Here is a 21,015-nt window from a genome sequence, read left to right as displayed (position 1 = left end):
GGTCCACGGGTGGGCCAACCGGCCCTCAACCGATCAGCGGTTCCTGGCTGAGTGCACCCACGGGCACATCGCGACTTGGGACACTCGTCTCCATGGCGGTGAGCCTCAGGGCGTCGATCTCACGCTGGAAATCGTCGACCGAGTCGTAGTTCTTGTACACACTGGCGAAACGCAGGTATGCCACGGCGTCGAGTTCCTCGAGCGGTCCGAGGATCGCCACCCCGATCTTCTCCGAGGGGATCTCGGCGTAACCGGAGGCACGGAGCGACTCCTCCACCCGCTGGGCGAGGGAGGCGAGCTGCGCCGGGGAGACGGGTCGACCCTTGCATGCCTTGGACACGCCACGGACCACCTTTTCCCTGCTGAAGGCCTCGACCACACCGGAGCGCTTGACGACGCTCAGCACGATCTGTTCCACGGTGGTGAACTTGCGCTCACACATCGGGCACGCACGCCTGCGCCGGATGGCGGAACCATCCTCGGTGGCACGGGAATCCGACACCTTGGTGTCACCGTGCCGACAGAACGGGCAGTGCATGATTCGTGGACCCAACCTTCGCGTTTCCCAAGTGAGGTACCAAGGTGCCACGTTCCCACCAAAACCACAAGTTCTTGTGGGGCAGACACCCGGTAACCACTAGATATAGGGATCGTAGGCCCACGGACGCCCCGGCACAAGCGACACGCCCACCCTCATTCCCGCGCCACGCGGGAACCTGTCAGGGCTGCGTGACGTGTGCCCAGGCGGGGTCGCCCGCGACATATCCGGTGGACTGCCCGGCTGCGGCATCGGCCACGAACTGCGACACGGACACCACGCCGCCGACGACGGTCAGCAGCGCCACCGCCGCCACCTTCAGACACATGAGCGCCGAACCCTTCGCGCGTCGCTCCACCGAGCAGGCGGCGGCGCGCGACACGCATCCGGGACGGACCCCACGGGCCGGGCGGGCCTGTGGGAGGTGCAGGTCCGGCCTGCCGGCCGGCGAGACGGCGACGACCCGACGCGACCCTGCGTCGACCACCTGGAAGGAAACTGCTGCGGCCATCTCGACCACCCTTTCGTCTTGAACACCTGTTCGAATGAGACTCTAGCGCATCTCCGGCTCGATTGGAACATCCGTTCGAGACCGATTTTCTGCGCCTTCGATTCGTACCCAACACGACGGCCCCGACATTTCCACGACACGCACGACACACCCGGCACTTTTCGAACAGACGTTCCCTGCGCGCGCTACCCTTGATGCATGCCTGACAAGACCCTCGCCGCGGACGGCCCACCAATGCCTCGCTCGAAGCTCAGCTGGGCAAGATCACCCCGTTCCCCGACAGCGGGAGAACATGCACGGTCTCACGAGGCGCCAGCTGGCGATCCTCAAGGTGATCAAGGACTCCATCGAAGAGGTCGGCTACCCGCCGAGCATCCGCGAGGTCGCGGCACGCGCGGGTCTGCACTCGACCTCGTCGGTGGCCTACCAGCTCAGGATCCTCGAGGACAAGGGCTTCATCCGACGCAACCCCAACATGCCCGCGCGGTCGTGGTGCAACTCCCGGAGCCCGAGCACCCGATGGCCCCGGAGCAGACCTTCGACTGGAACCCGACGTCGGTCGCGGCCCCCTCCTCGGCCGGATCGCGGCGGGCGGCCCCATCCTCGCCGAACAGCAGGTGGACGACGTCTTCGCCCTGCCGAAGCAGTTGGTGGGCGACAGCGAGGTGTTCATGCTCGAGGTCCAGGGCGACTCGATGGTCGACGCGGCGATCTGCAACGGCGACTGGGTGGTCGTCCGGCGCCAGAACGACGCGGTCAACGGCGACATCGTGGCGGCCCTGCTCGACGATGAGGCGACCGTCAAGACGTTCAGCCGCCGGAGTGGCAACGTGTGGCTGCTGCCGCACAACGACCGCTACTCCCCGATCGACGGCACCCACGCGCAGATCATGGGCCGGGTCATCGCGGTGCTGCGCAAGCTGTGATCAGGCGCCCGTGAGGGCCGCCTCCTCCGCGTCCGTGAGTCCGGAGCGACGCACCCGGGTCAGTCCCCTGCGCCGCTCATCGGTCAGTACCCGCGCCATCGTGTCGGCCAGTGGCCGCGCGCGGCCACCCGCACGGATGAAGGCGGCCCCGCTGCGCCCGGCCATGCCGTCGAGCTCCGGCGGCAGCCACAGCGGGAGCGAGCCGGGGCCCGCCCAGTGCCGCACCCCGCCCGCCAGCAGGGCGTCATCGTCCAGTTCCACCGTCGTGCCGTCGAACCCGGCCGCGCACGACGCGGCGGCGAGCACGTCCGTCAGGCGCAGAGGAGGCCCGACTGCATCGACGGTGCCCGTCATGTCGGCCACTCCGGCCCGGCAGATCCAGTCGGCCAGGTCGGCCACGTCGATCACCTGGGCGTGGCGCCCGTGCGCCGTCGGCACCACGACGCGGCCTCCGCGGGCGAAGCGGGCGGGCCAGTAACCGAACCGGTCGCTCGGATCCCCGGGCCGACGATCAGCCCGGGCCGCACGATGAGGGCCCTGGACCCGAGGCCCTCGGTCACGGCCTCCTCCGAGGCGACCTTCTGCTCGCCGTACCCCTGCGGGCCCGCCTCCAGCAGCGCGGCGCCCTCGTCCTGCCCCGCCTCGGCGTGGTCACGGTAGACCGAAACCGTCGACACGTAGCTCCAGTGGCCTGCCCGCGCCGCCAGCGCCGCGACGGCGGGGCGCACGATCGCAGGGTCGGTCGCCAGGTCGACCACGTGGTCCCAGTCGCCGGTCAGCGCCGAGTAGGCCCCGGGCAGCGCCCGGTCTGCGTGCACGAGCCGGGCGCCCACCGGCACCTCGGCGGAGCCCCGGGCCAGGCAGGTCACCGAGGCGTCGTCGTCGAGCATCCGGCGCACCACCTCAGCGCCCAACCACCCGGTTCCCCGAGTACCAGCACCCGCCGCACCGCTACTCCTTGCCGCGCAGGCGGCGCAGCGCCTGGACGGCCGTGTCGACATCGGTGGTCTGCCAGAAGTCCGGGAGGGACGCCTTCAGGAACGATCCGTAGCGCGCCGTCACGAGGCGCGGGTCGAGCATCGCCACCACCCCCTGTCCTCCGAGCGTCGGATCAGACGCCCGCGCCCTGGGCGAGAAGGAGCGCCGCGTGCGTCGCGGCCACCGACATGAAGCCGTTGCCGCCCGAGTCATCCACCGCCTTTTTGCGGGCCTGCATCAGCGGGTCGTCGGGCCTCGGGAACGGGATCTTGTCGATGATCACGAGTTGGCAGGTCTCGCCGGGTACGTCGACGCCCTGCCAGAGCGACATGGTGCCGAACAGCGACGTCTCAGGCTCCGCCGAGAACCGCCTCGTCAGCTCGGAGAGCTGGGCATCGCCCTGGCACAGAATGGTCCGGTCGGGCAGCTCGCGCCTGCAGAACTCGGCCGCCTGTTCGGCCGCCCGCCGCGACGCGAACAGCCCGAGCGTGCGCCCCTCGGCCGCCCACATCAACTGGGCGATCTCGGTGAGCGTCGCCGCGTTCATCCCGTCCCGGCCGGGCGCCGGGAGGCGCTTCGCCAGATACAGGATGCCCTGCCTGCCGTAGTCGAAGGGAGAGCCCACGTCGAGGCCCCGCCAGGCGAACTCGTCGGCCGGTTCACCATCGGGTCCGATCCGGTCGGCGGCGCGCAGCCCGACGGATGCGGCGGCCGGCTCGAAGGTGCCGCCGAGCGAGAGGGTAGCGGAGGTGAGCACGGTGGTCGTCTCGCCGAACACCTCGCTGCGCAGCAGGCCGGCGACGTTGAGCGGGGCGACGTAGGCGGAGCGGCCCAGGATGTCAGAGTGGGTCACCCACACGACGTCGGCATCCGCGAGGGCGGCGATCCGTCCTGCCACGTCGAGGATCTCCTGGACGGCGGAGGCGGCCTGCTGGGCCTCGGGCTCGTCGGTCACCTTGTTGAGAACGCCCACCACCGGCGGGCCACATCGCGCAGTTGCGCGGCGGCGTACGGCAGCGGCGCGGAGGCGGCCATGATGCGGGTGAGCTCGGACTCCTCGAGCGCCTCGCGCAGCACATCCGACTGGTCCAGGAAGTCGGTGGCGAGGTCGTCGTCGGTGAGCCAGGTCAGAGCACGCCGCGCTGCCCGCTCCACGATCCCGGGTGACAGCTCATCGGTGGCCGCCGTCGTGATGCGGCTCACCAGCTCGTGCGCCTCGTCGATGATCAGGGCCGAATGCTCAGGCAGAACCGTGCCGCCGTGCATCGCGTGGATGGCGAGCAGGGCGTGGTTGGTGACGATCAGCTGCGCGTTGCGGGCCTCCTCGCGGGACGCCTCCACGAAGCACTCCGCGCCGAAGGGCAGTTCGCCGCACCGAGGCACTCGCGGCTGGGGATCGACACCTGCGCCCATCCCCGCGCCGTGTGGGTGGGGCGTCGTCACGATCGGCGAGTCCGCCCCGCCGGGCCTCCTCCTCGATCCACTCGCGCAGTGCCAGCACCTCGGCACCGAGCCTGCTGACGTCGTCGGCCGAGGATGAGGCGGCGGCGTCTGCGAGGGCGGAGGCGCCGATCAGGGTGTCCTGCTCGAGTTCGCTGCCCTGCCGTGCCCGGTACAGGCAGGCGTAGTTGGTGCGGCCCTTGAGGACAGCGGCCCGCGGTCGCTCGCCGGTGACCTCCTCCACCGCGTCGAGGGCCGTCGGGATGTCCTTGTTGGCGAGCTGGGCCTGCAGAGCGAGCGTCGCGGTCGCGATGACGACGCGCTCGTCGGTGGTGGCGCACCTGGCGAGCGCGGGCGCCAGGTAGCCGAGTGACTTGCCCGTTCCCGTGCCGGCCTGGACGAGCAGGTGCACCCCGCCCTCAATGGCCTCGGCGACCGCCTCGGCCATCACCTGCTGGCCGGGGCGGGCCTGCCCGTGGATCCCCCGACCGCGGCCGAGAGGATACCGGCGTGATCAGCCACGGGCGAATTCCTGCAGGTCGCCGGCAAGGTCGGGCTTGACCCGCGCCGTGACGAGGGTGCCCTCGCCTGTGTGTTCGAGGGTGTCGATGATGCCGGTCTTGTGGATGCGGTCGATGAGGTCGCCGCGCGAGTACGGCACCAGCACCGTCAACTCGACCTCGGGTCGCGGCAGCGCCGCCTCGATCGCGGGGAGCAGTTCGTCGATGCCCTCTCCGGTCCGTGCCGACACGACCACCGACCCCGGATGGTTGGCGCGCAGCGCGAGCAGGGTCGCGTCATCGGCGAGGTCGGACTTGTTCAGCACGATCAGTTCGGGCACCTGGGCCGCGCCGATCTCCGCCAGCACCGTGTTGACGGCCGCGATCTGACCCTCGGGGTCGGGGTCGGAGGCGTCGACGACGTGGAGCAGCAGGTCCGCGAGCGCCGACTCCTCGAGCGTGGAGCGGAAGGCCTCGACGAGGTCGTGCGGCAGGTGCCGGACGAAGCCGACGGTGTCGGTGAGCGTGTAGACGCGGGAGTCGCTGGTCTCGGCCCGCCTGGTGGTGGGGTCGAGCGTGGCGAACAGCGCGTCCTCCACCAGCACCCCCGCCCCGGTGAGTCGGTTCAGCAGCGACGACTTGCCCGCGTTGGTGTACCCGACGATCGCCACCGACGGCACCTGGTTGCGGCGGCGCTCTGCCCGCTTGCCCTCGCGGGTGGCGTCCATCTCGCGGAGCCTGCGCCTCAGCTGGGAGATCCGCGTCCTGATGCGGCGGCGGTCGGTCTCGATCTTGGTCTCACCGGGCCGCGGCCGCCGATGCCGGCTCCACCCGCGGCGCGTCCACCGGCCTGACGTGACAGGTTTCCGCCCCAGCCGCGGAGCCGCTGGCGCAGGTACTGCAGCTGCGCGAGCTCGACCTGGGCCTTGCCCTCCGCACTCTTGGCGTGCTGGGCGAAGATGTCGAGGATCAGGGCGGTGCGGTCGACCACCTTGACCTTGACACGGTCCTCCAGGTTGCGCAGCTGCGCCGGTTCGAGTTCTCCGTCGCAGATCACGGTGTCCGCGCCGGTGGCGTGCACGACCTCGGCGAGCTCCGCGACCTTGCCGCTGCCGATGTAGGTGGCGGGGTCGGGTGAGGACCGGCGCTGGATGAGGGAATCGAGCACCTCCGATCCGGCCGTCTCCGCGAGGAGCTTCAGCTCCGCCAGTGCGTTGTCGACGTCCTCCTGGGAGCCGGTCGTCCAGACGCTGACCAGGACGACACGTTCCAGGCGCAGCTGCCGGTACTCGACCTCCGTGACGTCCTCGAGTTCGGTGCGCATCCCGCGACCCTGCGCAACGAGTGCCGCGCCGCGAGGTCTTCCTGGTCGCCGTCGAAATTGTCGTCTGCGACGTCGAAGTCTTCGTAAGTTCCATCCATGTTGCCGCCCATTGTCCCAGCCGCGGCAAGCCCGACCAAGTGGCCGCGCCAAGCCTGGGGAAAACCCGCGGCCTCAGATCCAGAACTCGCCGCGCCCCACGATGACGGCGGGGCCGGTGAGGCGGGCCTCGTCTCCATCGAAGGTGACCGTGAGCGACCCACCCGGGACCGTGACGTCGATCTGGCCGTCGAAGCCGGTGCGGGCACGGTAGGCGGCCGCCGTCGCGACGACCCCGGTCCCGCAGCTCATCGTCTCCCCCACTCCCCGTTCGTGAACGCGCATGGAGAGCGTGCCGGGCCCGTCGACGTGGACGAACTCGACGTTGGCCCCTCGGGGAAAGCCTCCGCGGGGCTCCAGACCGGCGCGGTATGGAGATCGAGGCCGTCCAGCACGTCGTCGTCGACGAAGACCACCGCGTGCGGATTTCCGACGTCGACCTTCGCCGCGTCCCACCGGGTGTCGCCGAGGGACACCGCGACCGGCTCGTCGGAGACGCCGGCCGCGCCGATGTCGGTGCTGATCTGCCCGAAGCGGCTGATCCGGACATGCTTGACGCCCGCCCGGGTGGCGACGTCGAAGTCGCCGCTGTCGACGAGTTGCTCGTTGATCAGATGCCGGGCGAACACGCGCAACCCGTTACCGCACATCTCCGCGGTGGTGCCGTCGGCGTTGTAGTAGTCCATGAACCAGAGGCGCGGGTCGCCGTCCCAGTCCCGGATGCTCCCGGCCCGCACCACCCGGATCACGCCATCCGCGCCGATGCCCGAGTGGCGGTCGGTGAGCACCCGGATGAAGTCCCGCTGCATCTCGTGCATGCCGTACGAGTCGTCGAGGATGATGAAGTCGTTCTTCGTCCCGTGGCCCTTGTGGTAGCTGTACCTGCGCATCACGACCTCCTGGAGGCCAAGTCTATCCGGCTGAGGATGGTCGCGGCGTTGTCGGGGCGGAGGCGTGCAGCCATTCGATCCGCGGATCGCGGCGGTACCAGCCGAGCTGCTTGCGGAAGAACCGGCGGGTCCTGCTCTTCACCGCGGCCTTCGCCTCATCCTCGGTGATCAGGCCGTCGATCAGGTCGATGACCTGCCGGTATCCGATGGCCCGCACCGCGGTCACACCCTCGCGAAGGCCCCTGCCCAGCAGCCCGCGCACCTCGTCGACGAGGCCGTCCTCCCACATCTGGTCGACGCGGGCGTCGATGCGGGCATCGAGCTCCTCCCGCTCCAGGAACAGGCCGAACTGGTGGACGTCGTCCAAGGCGTAGGTCCACTCCGGGATGTGGGGTCGGTGGCCGCCGGTCAACTCGAGTACCTCGAGGGCGCGCACGGTGCGCCGTCCGTTGCCCGGCTCGATCTTGGCGGCCGACTCCGGAGCGACCCGGGTCAGGTGCCGGTGCAGTTCGACGGCGCCGATCCGCTCCAACTCGGCCTCCCAGCGGGCGCGGACGGCGTCGTCGGAGCCGGGAAAGTCGAACTCGTCGATCACGGCGCGTGTGTAGAGGGCCGATCCGCCGACGAGGATCGGCACGCGGCCGCGGGAGCGCAGATCGGAGATGACGGAGCGTGCCCGCGCCTGGAACCCGGCGACTGTCGCGCCCTGCGTCACCTCGGCGATGTCGATGAGGTGGTGAGGGATGCCGCGACGTTCCTCAAGGCCCGGTTTGGCGGTTCCGATGTCCATGCCCCGGTAGATGAGCATCGAGTCTGCGTTGACGATCTCCGCGGATCGCCCTGCAGCCCTCAGCTCGGTCGCGACCTCGACGGCGAGACCGGACTTTCCGGTGGCGGTGGGACCTACCAGCACGATCAGGGAATGGGCACCTGAACATCTTGCCAGTTTGACCGAAATCGCCCGCGGGCCGTTCCCGACTGGGCAGAATATCGCTGCAGCATCCAACGAAGTGAAGGGAGACAAAACCATGGGCATTCTTGACGACCTCGGCGGTCTGGCCAAGGAGCACGAGCAGAAGATCGAGGAAGGCATCGAGAAGGCTGGAGATCTCGTCGATGAGAAGACCGAGGGCAAGTACGCCGACAAGGTCGATCAGGCACAGGACTTCGCCAACGAGCAGCTCGACAAGCTGACGGGCAAGTAGGCAGACCCCCTGTTGTCGAGGGTCAGGCCTCCCGGGGCCCGACCGTCGGCATGCCGAGGCCCACACCCATGGGCTTCGGTGCGGTGGTGGCCGCCTCCCAGGCGTCGCCGCCCCGGGTGCGGCGCAGGCCGGTGAAACCCGCGTCCGAGTTGAGGTGGTGCGGGGCCGCGTGCGTCACCCTCACCGTCGCGATGTCGCCCGGCCGTGGCCGCTCCACACCGGCGGGCACCGTGACGTGCACCAGGCGGTTGTCGCGGGCCCTTCCGCTCATGCGGTGCGTCTCCGCGTCCTTGCGACCCTCCCGGTGGCGAACATGACCTCGATGTCGCGCCCGACGAAGCGCCGGTTCTCCTCCCAGGACAGATCGTTGACGAGCGCGATGAGCCGGTCGTAGCGCTCCTGCACAACGGCCTTCGGCACCTGGTTGTCCATGGTGGCGGCCGGCGTGCCGGGACGGATGGAGTACTGGAACGTGAAGGCGGCCGAGAAACGGGCCTCCCGGACCACGTCCATCGTCGCCTGGAAGTCCTCCTCGGTCTCGCCGGGGAAACCGACGATGATGTCGGTCGTGATGGCCGCCTCGGGCATCGCCGCCCGGACCCGCTCCAGGATGCCGAGGAACTTCTGCGACCGGTAGGAGCGACGCATCGACCTCAGGATCGCGTCGGAGCCCGACTGCAGCGGCATGTGCAGTTGCGGCATCACGTTGGGGTGGCGGCCATCGCCTCGATGACGTCGTCGGTGAAGTCCTTCGGGTGCGGCGAGGTGAACCGGACCCGCTCGAGGCCCTCGATGTCGCCGCAGGCGCGCAGCAGCTTGGCGAACGCCCGGCGGTCGCCGAACTCGACGCCGTACGCGTTGACGTTCTGGCCGAGCAGGGTGATCTCCTGCACGCCCTGCGCCACCAGCATCTCGATCTCGCCGAGGATGTCGCCGGGCCTGCGGTCGGCCTCCCTGCCGCGCAACGCAGGCACGATGCAGAAGGTGCACGTGTTGTTGCAACCGACGCTGACGGACACCCACGCCGAGTAGGGGGACTCGCGTCGGCTCGGGAGGTTGCTGGGGAAGGTCTCCAGTGCCTCCTTGATCTCGATCTGCGCCTCACGCTCCACCCGCGCCCGCTCGAGAAGCCGCGGCAGGGCCCCACGTTGTGGGTGCCGAAGACGACGTCGACCCAGGGTGCCTTCCGCAGGATGGTGTCGCGGTCCTTCTGCGCCATGCAGCCGCCGACGGCGATCTGGAGGCCGGGGTGCTGCGCCTTGACGCTGGCCATGTGGCCGAGGTTGCCGTACAGGCGGTTGTCCGCGTTCTCGCGCACCGCGCAGGTGTTGAACACGACCACGTCGGCCCCCGCGCCGAGGGCGTCGCTGCGGCCATCCTCGACCCGGGTCAACCCGGCCTCCTCGAGGAGGCCGCTGATCCGCTCGGAGTCGTGGACGTTCATCTGGCACCCGTAGGTGATGACGTGGTAGGTGCGCTCGGTAGTCATAGCCCGACCATGCTAGTCGTCGGGCGCCGTGCTCCCAAAGGTGAGCCGCACTAGGCTCTCCCCATGACGACACTCCCCACCGGTCAGCAGTTCCAGATCACGTCCGGCCCGTACGCCGCCGTGGTGACCGAGGTCGGCGCCACGCTGCGCAGCCTCACCCTCGAGGGGCCGAGATCCTCTACACGTTCGCCGAGGACGAGGCCCCGCGCGGTTCGATGGGGCGCCAGCTGGTGCCCTGGCCCAACCGGATCCGCGACGGCCGCTACAGCTTCAACGGCGTCGACCACCAGCTCGCCATCACCGAGGTCGACCGGCACACCGCGTTGCACGGGCTCGGTGAGGGCATGCCATGGCGGCTCGTCACCCACACCGCTGACACCGTCACGCTCGCGGCAACCATCTTCCCGCAGCAGGGGTGGGACGGCGTCCTCGACGTCGAGATCACCCACAGCCTCGATGCGGACGGGCTGAAGGTCACCGTCCGGTCCACCAACGTGGGAGCGACCGGCGCGCCATACGGATACGGCGCCCACCCGTACGTGGCCGCGGATCTGGCCGCCTCCACCCTGACGCTTCCCTTCTCGCGTGAGCTGCGGGTCGATGAGGCCCGGCTGCTCCCGATCGGGCTCGGGCCGGTCACGGCCGCGCACGACTTCGTGGCGCCGCGCCCGGTGGGCGACACCTTCTTCGACTCGGCGTTCGTCGATCCGATCGGCGACTGGCAGATCACGCTCGAGACCCCGGCCACCGCGTCGTGTTCTGGGCCGACGCGACGCAGCCGTGGGCGCAGGTCTACACCAACCCCACGCGCGACGCCATGGCGATCGAGCCGATGACGTGCGGACCGGACGCGTTCAACGAGGGCCCGACCCACGACTCGCTCACCGTGCTGCAGCCCGGAGAGACGACCACGTCTGTCTGGGGTATCCGGATCGGCTGATCCCCGCCGTCAGTGCGCGGTCTCCGTGGCGCGGGACTCCCGCACCACGGTGATCCGGATCTGGCCCGGGTAGCTGAGGTTCTTCTCGACCTCGGCCGCGATGTCCCGGGCCAGCGCGTGGGCGCCCGCGTCGTCGATCACCTCGGGGGCGACCATGACGCGCATCTCGCGGCCGGCCTGCATGGCGTAGGCACGCTGGACGCCCTCGTGCGCGGTGGCGATGTGCTCCAGGTTCTCCATCCGCTCGACGTAGGCCTCGAGCGACTCGCGCCTGGCCCCCGGTCTCGACCCCGAGATGGCGTCGGCCGCCTGCACGAGGACCGCCTCAACCGTGTGCGGCTCGACCTCGTTGTGGTGGGCCTCGACGGCGTGCACGATGTCCTCGTGCTCGCCGTACCTGCGCAGCAGCTCGGCGCCGATGATGGCGTGGGGCCCTCCACCTCGTGGGTGAGGGCCTTTCCGATGTCGTGCAGGAAGGCGGCACGCTTCACGACGGCCACGTTCAGCCCCAGCTCGGCCGCCATCACGCCGGCGAGGTGCGCGCTCTCGACGAGGTGACGCAGCACGTTCTGCCCGTACGACGTGCGGAACGCCAGCGACCCGAGGATGGGAATGAGGTCGGGGTGGAGGTCGACGATGCCGACCTCGGTGAGGGCGTCCTCGGCGGCCCGTTCGACGCGCTCACCCATCCTGCGCTGGCTGCGCTCGTAGACCTCCTCGATGCGGGCCGGGTGGATCCGACCGTCGGCGACGAGGTCGACGAGGGTCAGGCGCGCGGTCTCGCGGCGCACCGGGTCGAAGCTGCTGAGCAGCACCGACTCGGGGTGTCGTCGATGAGCAGGTTGACGCCGGTGATCTGCTCGAAGGCGCGGATGTTGCGGCCCTCGCGGCCGATGATGCGACCCTTCATCTCGTCGCTCGGCAGGTCGACGGTGCTGACGACCGACTCGTTGGTCTGTTCGGAGGCGACCCGCTGGATGGCCGTCACGATGATCGAGCGGGCGAGCTTGTCGGCCTCGCGCTTGGCGGTGGACTCGATGTCGCGGGCGATCACGGAAGCGGCGAGTTTCGCCTGGCGTTCGGCCTCGGCGAGCACCTCGTGGCGCGCCTCGTCGACGGAGATCCCCGCGACCCGCTCCAGTTCGGCGTCAATGCGCTCCCGCCGGGCCGCGACCTCGTCGCGCGCCTCGCGCAGTTGCAGCCGCTGGCTCTCGAGCCGTTCGGCCTTCACTGCGAGGGCCTCGGTGTCGGAGGCGACCCTGTCCTCGCGCTCGTGCAGGCGGGTCTCGCGGCGTTCCTGCGCGGCCCTCTCGTCGCGCACCTCAGCCCGCTTGGACTCGAGGGTCGCCTCGACGTCCGCCCTGCGTCGCTCGGCGTCCTCGATCGTGGTGCGGGCGCGCCGGCCCGCCTCGTCGAAGACCCGCTGGGCGTCGCCGCGCAGCAGGTCGGCCGACTCCTGCGCGGTGGCGCGCAGCGCGGCGATCTCGGCGTTGACCCTCGCGTCCTGGCCCGCGCGTTCCTCCCTCGCGAGCCGCCCGGCCCGCGCCAACAGGATTGCGAGGACGACGGTGGTGATGAGGGCCACGCCCGCGAGCAACCAACCTACCTCTGGCATGCGTGCTTCCCTCCTGTCGGATCATGTCCCGCCACAGGGGTACGCAGAAAGGTTGACGGCTGCTACCCCTGCCTTCGGCGGCCGGGGTGCGGATCACGGCGCCGGAATGCGCCGTCGAATACTGAGCTTTTCGTCCGGCGCGGGCGCCGGCGTGATGAGGAGAATTCGTCGTATCAAAAAGGCCAGGTGCTGGCCGTCCAGTTCATGCGGGGTCCTGTGACCTTGGCCTGAGCCTATTGCTCCCCTGTGGAAAACTCAACCGGATCTCCCCTGTGACGGCCGAAACGACGGACGACACGACGCCCCGGAGAAGCCCCTGCGCGCAAGCATCCCTGCGAGGCGCCTGCGTGCCACGTGGGGTTCGAGTGAGCTCATGGCACGCGCCTTGCGCCTGGCCAGTTCGAGGGCCGCCGCATACTCGTCCTCCGGATCGAGCCCCGCGAGGGCCTCCTCCGCGGTCTCGCGGTCGACCCCTTCTCCCGCAGTTCCTGCCGGATGCGGGCCTTGCCCTCAGGCTGTGCCGCGACCGCGACTCCGTGAGCGCGCGGGCGAATGACGCGTCGTCGATCAGCCCCACCTCGCCGAACCGTTCGAGGATCTCGGCTGCGATGTCGGCTGGCACGTTGCGCCGCGCCATCGCCTGACGGAGCTCCTCCTCGGAGCGCTGCCGCACGGTGAGCTGATCGAGCGCGATCCTGCGGGCCACCTCGAGTTGGGTGGCCCGCTCGTCGCCCTGCTCAGAAGTCAACTTCGCCCGTCTCAGGGTTGACACCCTCCGGCACCTCTGCCTTGTCGACGCCGAGGTGCAGACGGATCCGCCGCTCGATCTCGTTGGCGACGTCGGGGTTGTTCTTCAGGAAGTTGCGGGCGTTCTCCTTGCCCTGGCCGAGCTGGTCGGACTCGTAGGTGAACCACGCGCCGGCCTTGCGGATGATGCCCGCGTCCACGCCCATGTCGATGAGGGAGCCTTCGCGGGAGATGCCCTCGCCGTAGATGATGTCGAACTCGGCCTGCTTGAACGGCGGGGCCACCTTGTTCTTGACGACCTTGACGCGGGTACGGTTGCCGACCATGTCGGTGCCGTCCTTGAGCGTCTCGATGCGGCGCACGTCAAGGCGCACGGACGAGTAGAACTTCAGCGCGCGGCCACCGGTGGTGGTCTCGGGGCTGCCGAACATGACGCCGATCTTCTCGCGGAGCTGGTTGATGAAGATCGCGGTGGTGTTCGTCGTCTTGAGGGCACCTGTCATCTTGCGCAGCGCCTGGCTCATGAGGCGGGCCTGGAGGCCGACATGGGAGTCACCCATCTCGCCCTCGATCTCGGCGCGCGGGGTGAGCGCGGCGACGGAGTCGATGACGACAAGAGACAGGGCACCGGAGCGCACCAGCGTGTCGGCGATCTCGAGGGCCTGCTCACCATTGTCGGGCTGGGAGACGAGCAGTTCATCGGTGTTGACGCCGAGCCTCTGCGCGTAGTCGGGATCGAGCGCATGCTCGGCGTCGATGAAGGCACAGATGCCGCCGCCGCGCTGGGCGTTGGCCACCGCGTGGAGCGCGACCGTGGTCTTACCGCTGGACTCAGGTCCGTAGATCTCGACGACGCGACCGCGCGGCAGGCCGCCGACACCGAGCGCCACGTCGAGCGCGACCGACCCGGTCGGGATGACATCCATGGGCTGACGGGAGTCCTCGCCCAGGCGCATGATCGAGCCCTTCCCGTGGGCCTTCTCGATCTGCGCGAGCGCCGCTTCCAGCGCCTTGTTCCGATCCGCAACGGCCATCGGTCATTTCCTTCCTCGCACTGGCCCGTCGTGGACCAGTTGGTGTGTTCGATCATCACTGTAGGAAGGCGCTACGACAATTCCCCATCGCGGCTCCGCCCTGTGCAGAACTGTCACCCATCCTAGGGAACACCCGTTCGAATGGGGAAACGACACGCCGACGGCTCACCTCAGGTTCGCGGGAGCTCCAGTTGGGCCCAGACGGCGCGCCAGATGCGCTTGCACGGGATCCCGGCGGCGAGCGCCTCGCGCACGGTGCGGCTGCCGAGCTCCTCCATGACGACCTGGTCGGCCCAGGACGCCGCATACCCCCGGGCAACACCTGGTTGATCCGCTGCCACAACTCCACCTCACGCACGCCTCACACCGTACCCGACTGGGAGCCCGCACAGTCGCTCACCAAAATGAGCGACACGCGATCATCTCCGCTCACATCGTTTAGGATTTCTGTTCGAAGGGTGAGCCGCGCGCTCACTCCTACGAACCAGCAACGCAAAGGAGCTCAAGACTCGTGAACGCTCCCGGAACACCGAGCCACAAGCGATCCGACCGGATGGTTGCGCTGCTCGCGATCCTCGCCGAACAGGGCCAGGTGTCGCTCTCCCATCTGGCGGAGACGCTCGATGCCTCCGCCGCCACGATCCGCCGCGATGTCGCGCTGCTCGCGGCCCAGGGCTGCTGGAACGCACCCACGGGGCGCCCGACCCGTGCAGGGCAACCGGGAGCTCCCCGTGCGGCTGCGCGACGGCCGCCATCAGGAGGCCAAGCGCAGGATCGCGCGGATGGTCGCCTCGCTGATCCCGCAGGGCCGCCACGCGATAGGGCTCACCGGCGGCACCACCACCGCCGAGGTGCTGCGTGCGCTGCACGGCCGCCGCGACCTCACGATCATCACCAACTCACTGAGCATCGGGATGGAGGCCGCCGAGCAGGGCAGGCCCGCGTCCTCATCGCCGGCGGTGTGCTGCGCCCCAGTTCGCTCGAGGTGGTGGGATCGCTGGCCGAGTCGACCATGAAGCTCGTCAACGTGGGCACCGCGGTCGTCGGTGCGGACGGCGTCAGCGCCACCGGGGCCTGACGACGCACGATGAGACGGAGGCCAGGACCAACTACGCGATGATCGAACGCGCCCAGCGGGTGATCGTCGCGGTCGACTCGACCAAGATCGGACACCGCACGTTGGCCAAGATGGCAGACGTCTCCGACTTCCACGTCCTCGTCACCGACTCGGGCGCTCCTGAGGCCGAACTCCAGGCGCTCCGCGACGCGGGCATCGAGGTGCACGTCGTCGACGAGGTACGCCATGGAGACATCTCGCTACGCGGCCGCCGCCACCCGCGGCAACCGTTCGGCCTCGAGGGCAGCTAGCTTCCCGCTGACGCTGATCATCAGCTCCGAGAGGCTCACGTTCAGGGCGGACGCGATCGAGGACAGGACCTCGCTGGAGGCCTCCTTGTGGCCGCGCTCGATCTCGGAGAGATAGCCGAGCGACACCATGGACGCCATGGAGACCTCGCGCAGGGTCATGCCGGAGGCCATCCGGAGTTCCCGGAGAGTCTCACCCATCACCTTACGAATCAGAATCGTCTTCACGGCTCTCACCTATCGTTCTGGCGTTGCCGGTTGCACGCCGTCAGATGGTTTAACCCGACCGGGTTGTCATTTGTTCCCCGTGAGCAGAGCTTTCACAAGACCCGCAGCAGCATCTCGAACGCGTGCTCGACTGCGGCGCCGCGGATCTGTTCGCGGTCGCCCTGGAACTGCTTCAGCTCCGTATAGGAAGGCGGGTCGGACATGCCCACCCGGGCCCCACGACAGCGAACCACACGGTGCCCACCTTCGCGCCGTCGGCCTCCGTCGGCCCGGCCACTCCCGTGGTCGCCACCGCCCAGTCCGACTCGCATGCGGCCTGCGCCCCGAGCGCCATCTGCAGCGCGGTGAGTTCGTTGATGACGCCCTCACGCTCGATCAGTGCCTCGTCGACCCCGGCGAGCGAGGTCTTGAGCTCCCTCGCGTAGGTGACCAGCGCTCCGCGGAAGACGGCGGAGGCCCCCGGCACGGAGGTCAGGGCCGCACCGATCCCGCCGCCGGTGATCGACTCGCAGGTCGAGAGCGTGATGGACCGCTCGGTCATCTTGGCGATGACGTCTTGGGCCAGTGACATGTCCTGCTCCTAGGCTTGGGCGTTCTTCAGGGCGTCACGCCGGATCCGCCAGGCGTGGCGCAGGTAGTCGGCGCCCGTGAGCACGGTCAGGATGAGCGCGGCCCACATGAGGATCCACGCGAGCACCTGCAGCGGCCCGGGCAGGAAGGCGAGGTTCAGGTTGAACAGGATGAGCGCGAAGGTCTGCGTCAGCGTCTTTGCCTTGCCTCCCTTGTTGGCGGCCATCACCGTTCCGTACCTCTTCAGGCGCTCACGCACCCAGGTGATCCCCCACTCCCGCACCAGGATGATGATGGTGAACACCCAGGGCAGCTCGCCGAGGATGCTGAGCGAGATGAAGGCCGCCCCGTGAGTGCCTTGTCGGCGATCGGGTCCCACAGCTTCCCGAAGTCGGTGATCAGGTTGTACCTGCGGGCGATGTACCCGTCGGCCAGGTCGGTCAGCATCGCCACCGTGAACACGATGGTCGCCGCGAGCCGCCAGGTGAACTGGTCGGGTCCGAGGAACATCAGCGCCACGTAGACGGGCACCAGGATGATCCGGATCACCGTCAGGATGTTGGGAACGTTCCAGTTGCTCGGCTTGTCCTCGCTCATTTCGCCTCCGCGATCAGGTCGATGCCCTCCGAGTCGGTCACCCGGGCTGCGATTATCGAGCCTACCGCCGCCGGGGATGCGAGAGTGACGATGCCATCGGTCTCGGGCGCCTGGTGTTCGGCCCGTCCGGTGCCGTCCTCCTCCTCCACCAGCACGAGGACGTCGTCACCGATGCGGTCGGCTGCACGCGCCTCGCACACCTCGAGGGCGAGGTCGGCGAGCATGGCCCTGCGGTCCTCGATCTCCTCCTCGGGCAGGTGTCCCGGCAGGTCGATACCCTCGGTTCCCTCCTCGTCGGAGTAGCCGAACACGCCGAGCACGTCGAGGTTCGCCGCCACGATGAACTGACGCAGGATCTCGACGTCGGCCTCGGTCTCGCCCGGGAAGCCGGCGATCACGTTGCTGCGGATGCCGGCCTGCGGGGCGCGCGACCGGATCTGCCCGATGAGGGACAGGAAGCTGTCCGGGTCGCCGAAGCGGCGCATGCCGCGCAGGACGGAGCGTGACGCGTGCTGGAAGCTGAGGTCGAAGTAGGGCACCACCTTGTCCACGCCGAGCATCGCGTCGATCAGGCCGGGCCGGATCTCGGCGGGCTGCAGGTAGCTGACGCGGATCCACTCGAGGCCGTCGATGCCGGACAGCCGCCCGAGCAGCCGCTCGAGGCGGTGCTCGGAGCCGAGGTCCTTGCCGTAGGAGGAGGTGTTCTCGGAGACGAGGAACAGCTCGCGCACGCCGTCCTCGACGAGCCAGCGGGCCTCGGCCTCGAGCTCGTCGATGGGGCGCGACAGGTAGCTGCCCCGGAAGGCCGGGATCGCGCAGAAGGCGCAGCGCCGGTCGCAGCCCGAGGCGATCTTGAGCGACGCGGCGGGGCCACGGCCGAGCCTGCGGCGCAGCATCGGTGGGCCGCTCAGCGGGGCCAACCCTTCGGGTAGGGCGGCATGGCCGGGCGTCGCGACGCCGACCGCGGCTGCGGGCGGGCCGACGGGGTGAGCGGAAGCAGCTTGCGTCGGTCCCGGGGCACGTGCGAGATCTGCTCCTCACCGTCGAGGATGGAGCGGAGCCTCTCTGCGATGTCGGTGTAGGCATCGAACCCGAGGACGGCATCCGCCTCGGGCAGCGCGGTGGCGAGTTCGACGCCGTAGCGCTCGGCCATGCACCCGACGGCCACCACCGACCGGACGGTGCCGTCGTCCTTGAGATCGGACGCCGCGAGCAGGGTGTCGATCGAGTCCTTCTTCGCCTGCTCCACGAAACCGCAGGTGTTGACCACCACCGTCTCGGCCTCCTCGGCGGTGTCGACGAGGACGAAGCCACCCATCTCGAGTCGGGCGGCGAGCTCCTCGGAGTCGACGTCGTTGCGGGCGCATCCCAGGGAGGCGATGTGTACGGAGCGGAGCTGGCTGGTCATCTGGACCATTATCCCTCAGCCGTTGGCGAGGTTGGCGAGCACCTCGTCGAGGTCGTCGGGCTTGACCAGCACCTCACGCGCCTTGGAGCCCTCGGACGGTCCCACCACTCCCCTGCTCTCCAGGATGTCCATCAGGCGGCCGGCCTTCGCGAAGCCGACGCGCAGCTTGCGCTGGAGCATCGAGGTGGAGCCGAGCTGCAGCTCGACGATGAGGCGGCAGGCGTCGAGCACCAACTCGAGGTCGTCGCCGATGTCGTCGACCACCTTCTTCTCACCACCGCCCGCGACGGCGACGTCCTCGCGGTAGTTGGGCTTCAGCTGCTCGCTGACGTACTCCACGACGCCGCGGATCTCCGACTCGTTGACCCACGCGCCCTGCACGCGGATCGGCTTGCCCGCACCCATCGGCAGAAACAGTCCGTCGCCCTTGCCGACGAGCTTCTCAGCTCCCGGCTGGTCGAGGATGACCCGTGAGTCGGTCATCGACGAGGTGGCGAACGCCAGTCGCGAGGGCACATTGGCCTTGATCAGGCCCGTGACGACGTCGGTGGAGGGACGCTGGGTGGCCAGCACCAGGTGGATGCCCGCGGCACGCGCCAGCTGCGTGATCCGCACCACCGACTCCTCGACGTCGCGGGGCGCGACCATCATGAGGTCGGCGAGCTCGTCGACCACGACGAGGAGGTACGGGTAGGCGGTGAGCACCCGCTCCGACCCTCGGGCACCTTCACCTGCCCGGCGCGCACCGCCTTGTTGAAGTCGTCGACATGGCGGAACCCGAAGGCCGCGAGGTCGTCGTAGCGCATGTCCATCTCGCGGACGACCCAGGCGAGCGCCTCGGCGGCCTTCTTCGGGCTGGTGATGATGGGCGTGACGAGGTGCGGGATGCCCTCGTACTGGTTGAGCTCGACGCGCTTCGGATCGACGAGCAGCAGCCGCACCTCGTCGGGAGTGGAACGCATCATGATCGACGTGATGAGCGAGTTGATGAAGCTGGACTTACCTGAACCGGTGGCGCCCGCGACGAGGAGGTGCGGCATCTTGGCCATGTTGGCCAGCACGTAGCCTCCCTCGACGTCCTTGCCGAGGCCGACCGTCATGGGGTGGTGGTCGTTCTTGGCCTTGTTCGAGCGGAGCACGTCGCCGAGGCTGACGACCTCCTTGTCGACGTTGGGGATCTCGATGCCGATGGCGGACTTGCCGGGAATCGGCGTCAGGATGCGGATCTCGTTGGAGCCGACCGCGTAGGCGATGTTGTCGGCGAGGCCGGTGACCTTGCTGACCTTGATCGCCGAACCGAGCTCGACCTCGTAGCGCGTGACCGTCGGGCCGCGCGTGTAGCCGGTGACGCGCGCGTCGATCTCGAACTCGGTCAGCACAGCGGCGAGCTGCCGGACCACCTTGTCGGAGGCCTCCGTGCGGGCCTTCGGCTTGGTGCCTGCCATCAGGAGCCGGTCCTCGGGCAGGAGGTAGGCCACATCGCCGCTGAGCTGCAACTGCTCGGCGCGCGGTGGGGCCGGGGTGTGCTGCGGGGGCTCGAGGTCGCGCGGGGCGTCCTTCGGGAGGCCGGCCTTCCGGCGGGAGGCTCGGGATCGGCGGGGGCGCGGCGGCGAGCGGCGGCTGGAGCATCTGGTCGTCCGCGCCTGCGTAGGAGTCCTCGTCGTCGGCGTAGTAGTCGATCGGCTCGTCCTCGATGAGCGGGGTGTCGTAGGGGACGTCAACTCCGAGCTGCAGCCGCTCCGCGGGCTCGTCCTTCTCCACCAGGGAGCCGAAGGCGGCACCGATGCCGGCGGCGATCTCTCCCAGCGGCCGGCCGATGACGACCAGCACACCCGACAGCGTGACGATGACCAGCAGCGGCACGCTCACCCAGGTGGTGAGCAGGTCGGTCAGGATGCTGGAACTCACGAATCCGAGCACGCCGCCCGCGGCCCGGACGGCGTCCATGTCGGTGGGCTCAGGCAGCCCGCGTGCGATGTGCACGAGGCCGAGCACGCCGAGCGTGATGAGGGTCCAGCCGAGCCCCGTGCGCGGTGCCGCGTCCACCTCGCGGGGATGCCGGAGCACCCGCCACGCTCCGTAGAGCAGCACTGCGGGCACCACGACCGACAGGGATCCGAAGACGGTGGCCACCGCCATGCCGATCCACTCACCCACGGCACCGGGAGCGCGAACCAGAACCGGGCCGCGACCACGGCGCCGAGGGTGAGCAGCAGGAGCCCCACCCGTCGCGCCGGTGTTCGGGGTCGATGTCCCGCTCGGCACCGCCGAAGCTGCGTGCCACCCAGCCGACGCCGTGCGCAATCCCCATCACCGCGGCACCGATCCCCTTGAGGATGGTGACGCCGATGCCGGGGCCCTGCTTCGGGGCCGGCTTGGCGGGCGCCTTGGCACGCGACTGCGCGGCCGGGCGCTTCGTGGCCGTCGACGACCTGGTGGTCGACGACTTCGTGGCCGGTTTCTTGGTGCTGGAACGTGCAGCGCTGGACGTGCTCTTTGAGCGCGTCGAAGTGCCGGTGTTCCGCGCTGAGGAGGAAGTTCCGCGGGACGCCATGGGCGCAACGCTAACCCACAGGCACACCGTCCACCTATCCCCCACGCCGTCGGATGCTCC

The 21,015-nt window shown here is 69.4% G+C and carries 14 protein-coding genes and 12 pseudogenes; 5 read left to right on the top strand and 21 right to left on the bottom strand.

Features of this window, described 5'->3' with window-relative positions; genetic code table 11:
- Positions 1-25: 25 nt before the first annotated feature.
- Together nrdR and G7085_RS20370 are read right to left on the bottom strand one after the other, a co-directional pair.
- Positions 26-538: a transcriptional regulator NrdR gene (nrdR, locus tag G7085_RS20375; RefSeq protein ID WP_197512246.1), complete on the bottom strand. Its 513-nt coding sequence runs from the start codon at positions 536-538 to the stop codon at positions 26-28.
- Positions 539-719: 181 nt separating this feature from the next.
- Positions 720-1,049, bottom strand: a complete 330-nt coding sequence (locus G7085_RS20370) for a hypothetical protein (protein WP_197512245.1) — start codon at positions 1,047-1,049, stop codon at positions 720-722.
- Between the two features lie 292 nt (positions 1,050-1,341).
- Here G7085_RS20370 and G7085_RS28270 point away from each other — a divergent pair.
- A pseudogene (locus G7085_RS28270) lies at positions 1,342-1,470 on the top strand (LexA family protein); the annotation flags it as partial.
- Positions 1,471-1,666: 196 nt separating this feature from the next.
- Positions 1,667-1,975 carry a transcriptional repressor LexA gene (lexA, locus tag G7085_RS28265; RefSeq protein WP_331715847.1) on the top strand — a complete coding sequence of 103 codons (309 nt, stop codon included), beginning with the start codon at positions 1,667-1,669 and terminating at the stop codon, positions 1,973-1,975.
- Here lexA and G7085_RS20360 read toward each other — a convergent pair whose 3' ends face one another.
- The 6 genes and pseudogenes from G7085_RS20360 to miaA all read right to left on the bottom strand — a co-directional run bounded on the left by G7085_RS20360 (position 1,976) and on the right by miaA (position 8,116).
- A complete protein-coding gene (locus tag G7085_RS20360; protein ID WP_197512244.1) occupies positions 1,976-2,413 on the bottom strand; it encodes a hypothetical protein in 438 nt (145 codons plus the stop codon).
- Positions 2,380-2,976 (bottom strand): NAD-dependent epimerase/dehydratase family protein, encoded by a 597-nt coding sequence (locus G7085_RS20355; RefSeq protein WP_331715846.1) that lies wholly within the window; start codon positions 2,974-2,976, stop codon positions 2,380-2,382. Before G7085_RS20355 ends, G7085_RS20360 begins: the two co-directional genes overlap by 34 nt.
- A pseudogene (locus tag G7085_RS20350) lies at positions 2,927-4,841 on the bottom strand (ATP-dependent DNA helicase). The gene G7085_RS20355 and the pseudogene G7085_RS20350 overlap by 50 nt, the downstream one beginning before the upstream one ends.
- Positions 4,842-4,907: 66 nt before the next feature.
- A pseudogene (hflX, locus tag G7085_RS20345) lies at positions 4,908-6,315 on the bottom strand (GTPase HflX).
- A 73-nt stretch (positions 6,316-6,388) separates the two neighbouring features.
- Positions 6,389-7,203 (bottom strand): annotated as a pseudogene (gene dapF, locus G7085_RS20340) (diaminopimelate epimerase).
- A 22-nt stretch (positions 7,204-7,225) separates the two neighbouring features.
- On the bottom strand, positions 7,226-8,116 hold the full coding sequence (miaA, locus tag G7085_RS20335) for a tRNA (adenosine(37)-N6)-dimethylallyltransferase MiaA (protein ID WP_331715845.1): 891 nt from the start codon (positions 8,114-8,116) through the stop codon (positions 7,226-7,228).
- A 34-nt stretch (positions 8,117-8,150) separates the two neighbouring features.
- Here miaA and G7085_RS20330 point away from each other — a divergent pair, with 34 nt between their 5' ends.
- A complete protein-coding gene (locus G7085_RS20330; RefSeq protein WP_231979759.1) occupies positions 8,151-8,408 on the top strand; it encodes an antitoxin in 258 nt (85 codons plus the stop codon).
- A 22-nt stretch (positions 8,409-8,430) separates the two neighbouring features.
- Here the strand turns inward: G7085_RS20330 and miaB are convergent.
- Positions 8,431-9,897, bottom strand: a pseudogene (gene miaB, locus G7085_RS20325) (tRNA (N6-isopentenyl adenosine(37)-C2)-methylthiotransferase MiaB).
- Between the two features lie 167 nt (positions 9,898-10,064).
- Here miaB and G7085_RS28255 point away from each other — a divergent pair.
- Positions 10,065-10,733, top strand: a pseudogene (locus G7085_RS28255) (aldose epimerase family protein); the annotation flags it as partial.
- Positions 10,734-10,846: 113 nt separating this feature from the next.
- Here the strand turns inward: G7085_RS28255 and G7085_RS28245 are convergent.
- From G7085_RS28245 to G7085_RS33440, 6 genes and pseudogenes are all read right to left on the bottom strand, one after another.
- Complete coding sequence (locus tag G7085_RS28245) at positions 10,847-10,993, bottom strand: hypothetical protein (RefSeq protein WP_231980836.1); 147 nt, start codon at positions 10,991-10,993, stop codon at positions 10,847-10,849.
- Between the two features lie 610 nt (positions 10,994-11,603).
- The gene (locus tag G7085_RS28235) at positions 11,604-12,434 is read right to left on the bottom strand and encodes an Rnase Y domain-containing protein (RefSeq protein WP_231979758.1); all 831 of its coding nucleotides are present in this window, start codon (positions 12,432-12,434) and stop codon (positions 11,604-11,606) included.
- Between the two features lie 273 nt (positions 12,435-12,707).
- A pseudogene (locus G7085_RS35740) lies at positions 12,708-12,866 on the bottom strand (hypothetical protein); the annotation flags it as partial.
- A 184-nt stretch (positions 12,867-13,050) separates the two neighbouring features.
- A pseudogene (locus tag G7085_RS35735) lies at positions 13,051-13,158 on the bottom strand (regulatory protein RecX); the annotation flags it as partial.
- A gap of 31 nt (positions 13,159-13,189) precedes the next feature.
- A complete protein-coding gene (recA, locus tag G7085_RS20305) occupies positions 13,190-14,233 on the bottom strand; it encodes a recombinase RecA (RefSeq protein WP_197512239.1) in 1,044 nt (347 codons plus the stop codon).
- 170 nt (positions 14,234-14,403) lie between these two features.
- Positions 14,404-14,511 (bottom strand): DUF3046 domain-containing protein, encoded by a 108-nt coding sequence (locus tag G7085_RS33440; protein ID WP_331715843.1) that lies wholly within the window; start codon positions 14,509-14,511, stop codon positions 14,404-14,406.
- A gap of 275 nt (positions 14,512-14,786) precedes the next feature.
- On the opposite strand from G7085_RS33440, the pseudogene G7085_RS20295 reads away from it, so the two are divergent.
- A pseudogene (locus tag G7085_RS20295) lies at positions 14,787-15,523 on the top strand (DeoR/GlpR family DNA-binding transcription regulator); the annotation flags it as partial.
- 27 nt (positions 15,524-15,550) lie between these two features.
- On the opposite strand, the gene G7085_RS20290 reads toward G7085_RS20295, so the two are convergent.
- The 6 genes and pseudogenes from G7085_RS20290 to G7085_RS35730 form a co-directional block, all read right to left on the bottom strand.
- Positions 15,551-15,826, bottom strand: coding sequence for a helix-turn-helix domain-containing protein (locus tag G7085_RS20290; protein WP_331715842.1), 276 nt, complete (start codon positions 15,824-15,826; stop codon positions 15,551-15,553).
- A gap of 172 nt (positions 15,827-15,998) precedes the next feature.
- A complete protein-coding gene (locus tag G7085_RS20285; protein WP_197512237.1) occupies positions 15,999-16,397 on the bottom strand; it encodes a CinA family protein in 399 nt (132 codons plus the stop codon).
- Positions 16,398-16,406: 9 nt separating this feature from the next.
- Positions 16,407-16,993, bottom strand: a pseudogene (pgsA, locus tag G7085_RS20280) (CDP-diacylglycerol--glycerol-3-phosphate 3-phosphatidyltransferase).
- A pseudogene (gene rimO, locus G7085_RS20275) lies at positions 16,990-18,401 on the bottom strand (30S ribosomal protein S12 methylthiotransferase RimO). Before rimO ends, pgsA begins: the two co-directional pseudogenes overlap by 4 nt.
- Before the next feature lie 15 nt (positions 18,402-18,416).
- A pseudogene (locus G7085_RS33435) lies at positions 18,417-20,540 on the bottom strand (DNA translocase FtsK 4TM domain-containing protein).
- 10 nt (positions 20,541-20,550) lie between these two features.
- Positions 20,551-20,955, bottom strand: a complete 405-nt coding sequence (locus G7085_RS35730; protein ID WP_231979757.1) for a hypothetical protein — start codon at positions 20,953-20,955, stop codon at positions 20,551-20,553.
- Positions 20,956-21,015 lie beyond the last annotated feature (60 nt).

The organism is Tessaracoccus coleopterorum, from assembly GCF_011174705.1.
Lineage (GTDB): Bacteria > Actinomycetota > Actinomycetes > Propionibacteriales > Propionibacteriaceae > Arachnia > Arachnia coleopterorum.
The sequence above is the reverse complement of the archived record's forward strand: the minus strand, read 5'-3'. Positions and strand labels throughout refer to the sequence as shown.

Coding starts and splice junctions, on each gene's coding strand:
- G7085_RS33440 (WP_331715843.1), bottom strand. CDS start 14,511: ATGGAGGAGCTCGGCAGCCGCACCGTGCGCGAGGCGCTCGCCGCCGGG.
- G7085_RS20370 (WP_197512245.1), bottom strand. CDS start 1,049: ATGGCCGCAGCAGTTTCCTTCCAGGTGGTCGACGCAGGGTCGCGTCGG.
- nrdR (WP_197512246.1), bottom strand. CDS start 538: ATGCACTGCCCGTTCTGTCGGCACGGTGACACCAAGGTGTCGGATTCC.
- G7085_RS35730 (WP_231979757.1), bottom strand. CDS start 20,955: ATGGCGTCCCGCGGAACTTCCTCCTCAGCGCGGAACACCGGCACTTCG.
- recA (WP_197512239.1), bottom strand. CDS start 14,233: ATGGCCGTTGCGGATCGGAACAAGGCGCTGGAAGCGGCGCTCGCGCAG.
- G7085_RS20355 (WP_331715846.1), bottom strand. CDS start 2,976: ATGTCGACACGGCCGTCCAGGCGCTGCGCCGCCTGCGCGGCAAGGAGT.
- G7085_RS20285 (WP_197512237.1), bottom strand. CDS start 16,397: ATGTCACTGGCCCAAGACGTCATCGCCAAGATGACCGAGCGGTCCATC.
- G7085_RS28245 (WP_231980836.1), bottom strand. CDS start 10,993: ATGGTCGCCCCCGAGGTGATCGACGACGCGGGCGCCCACGCGCTGGCC.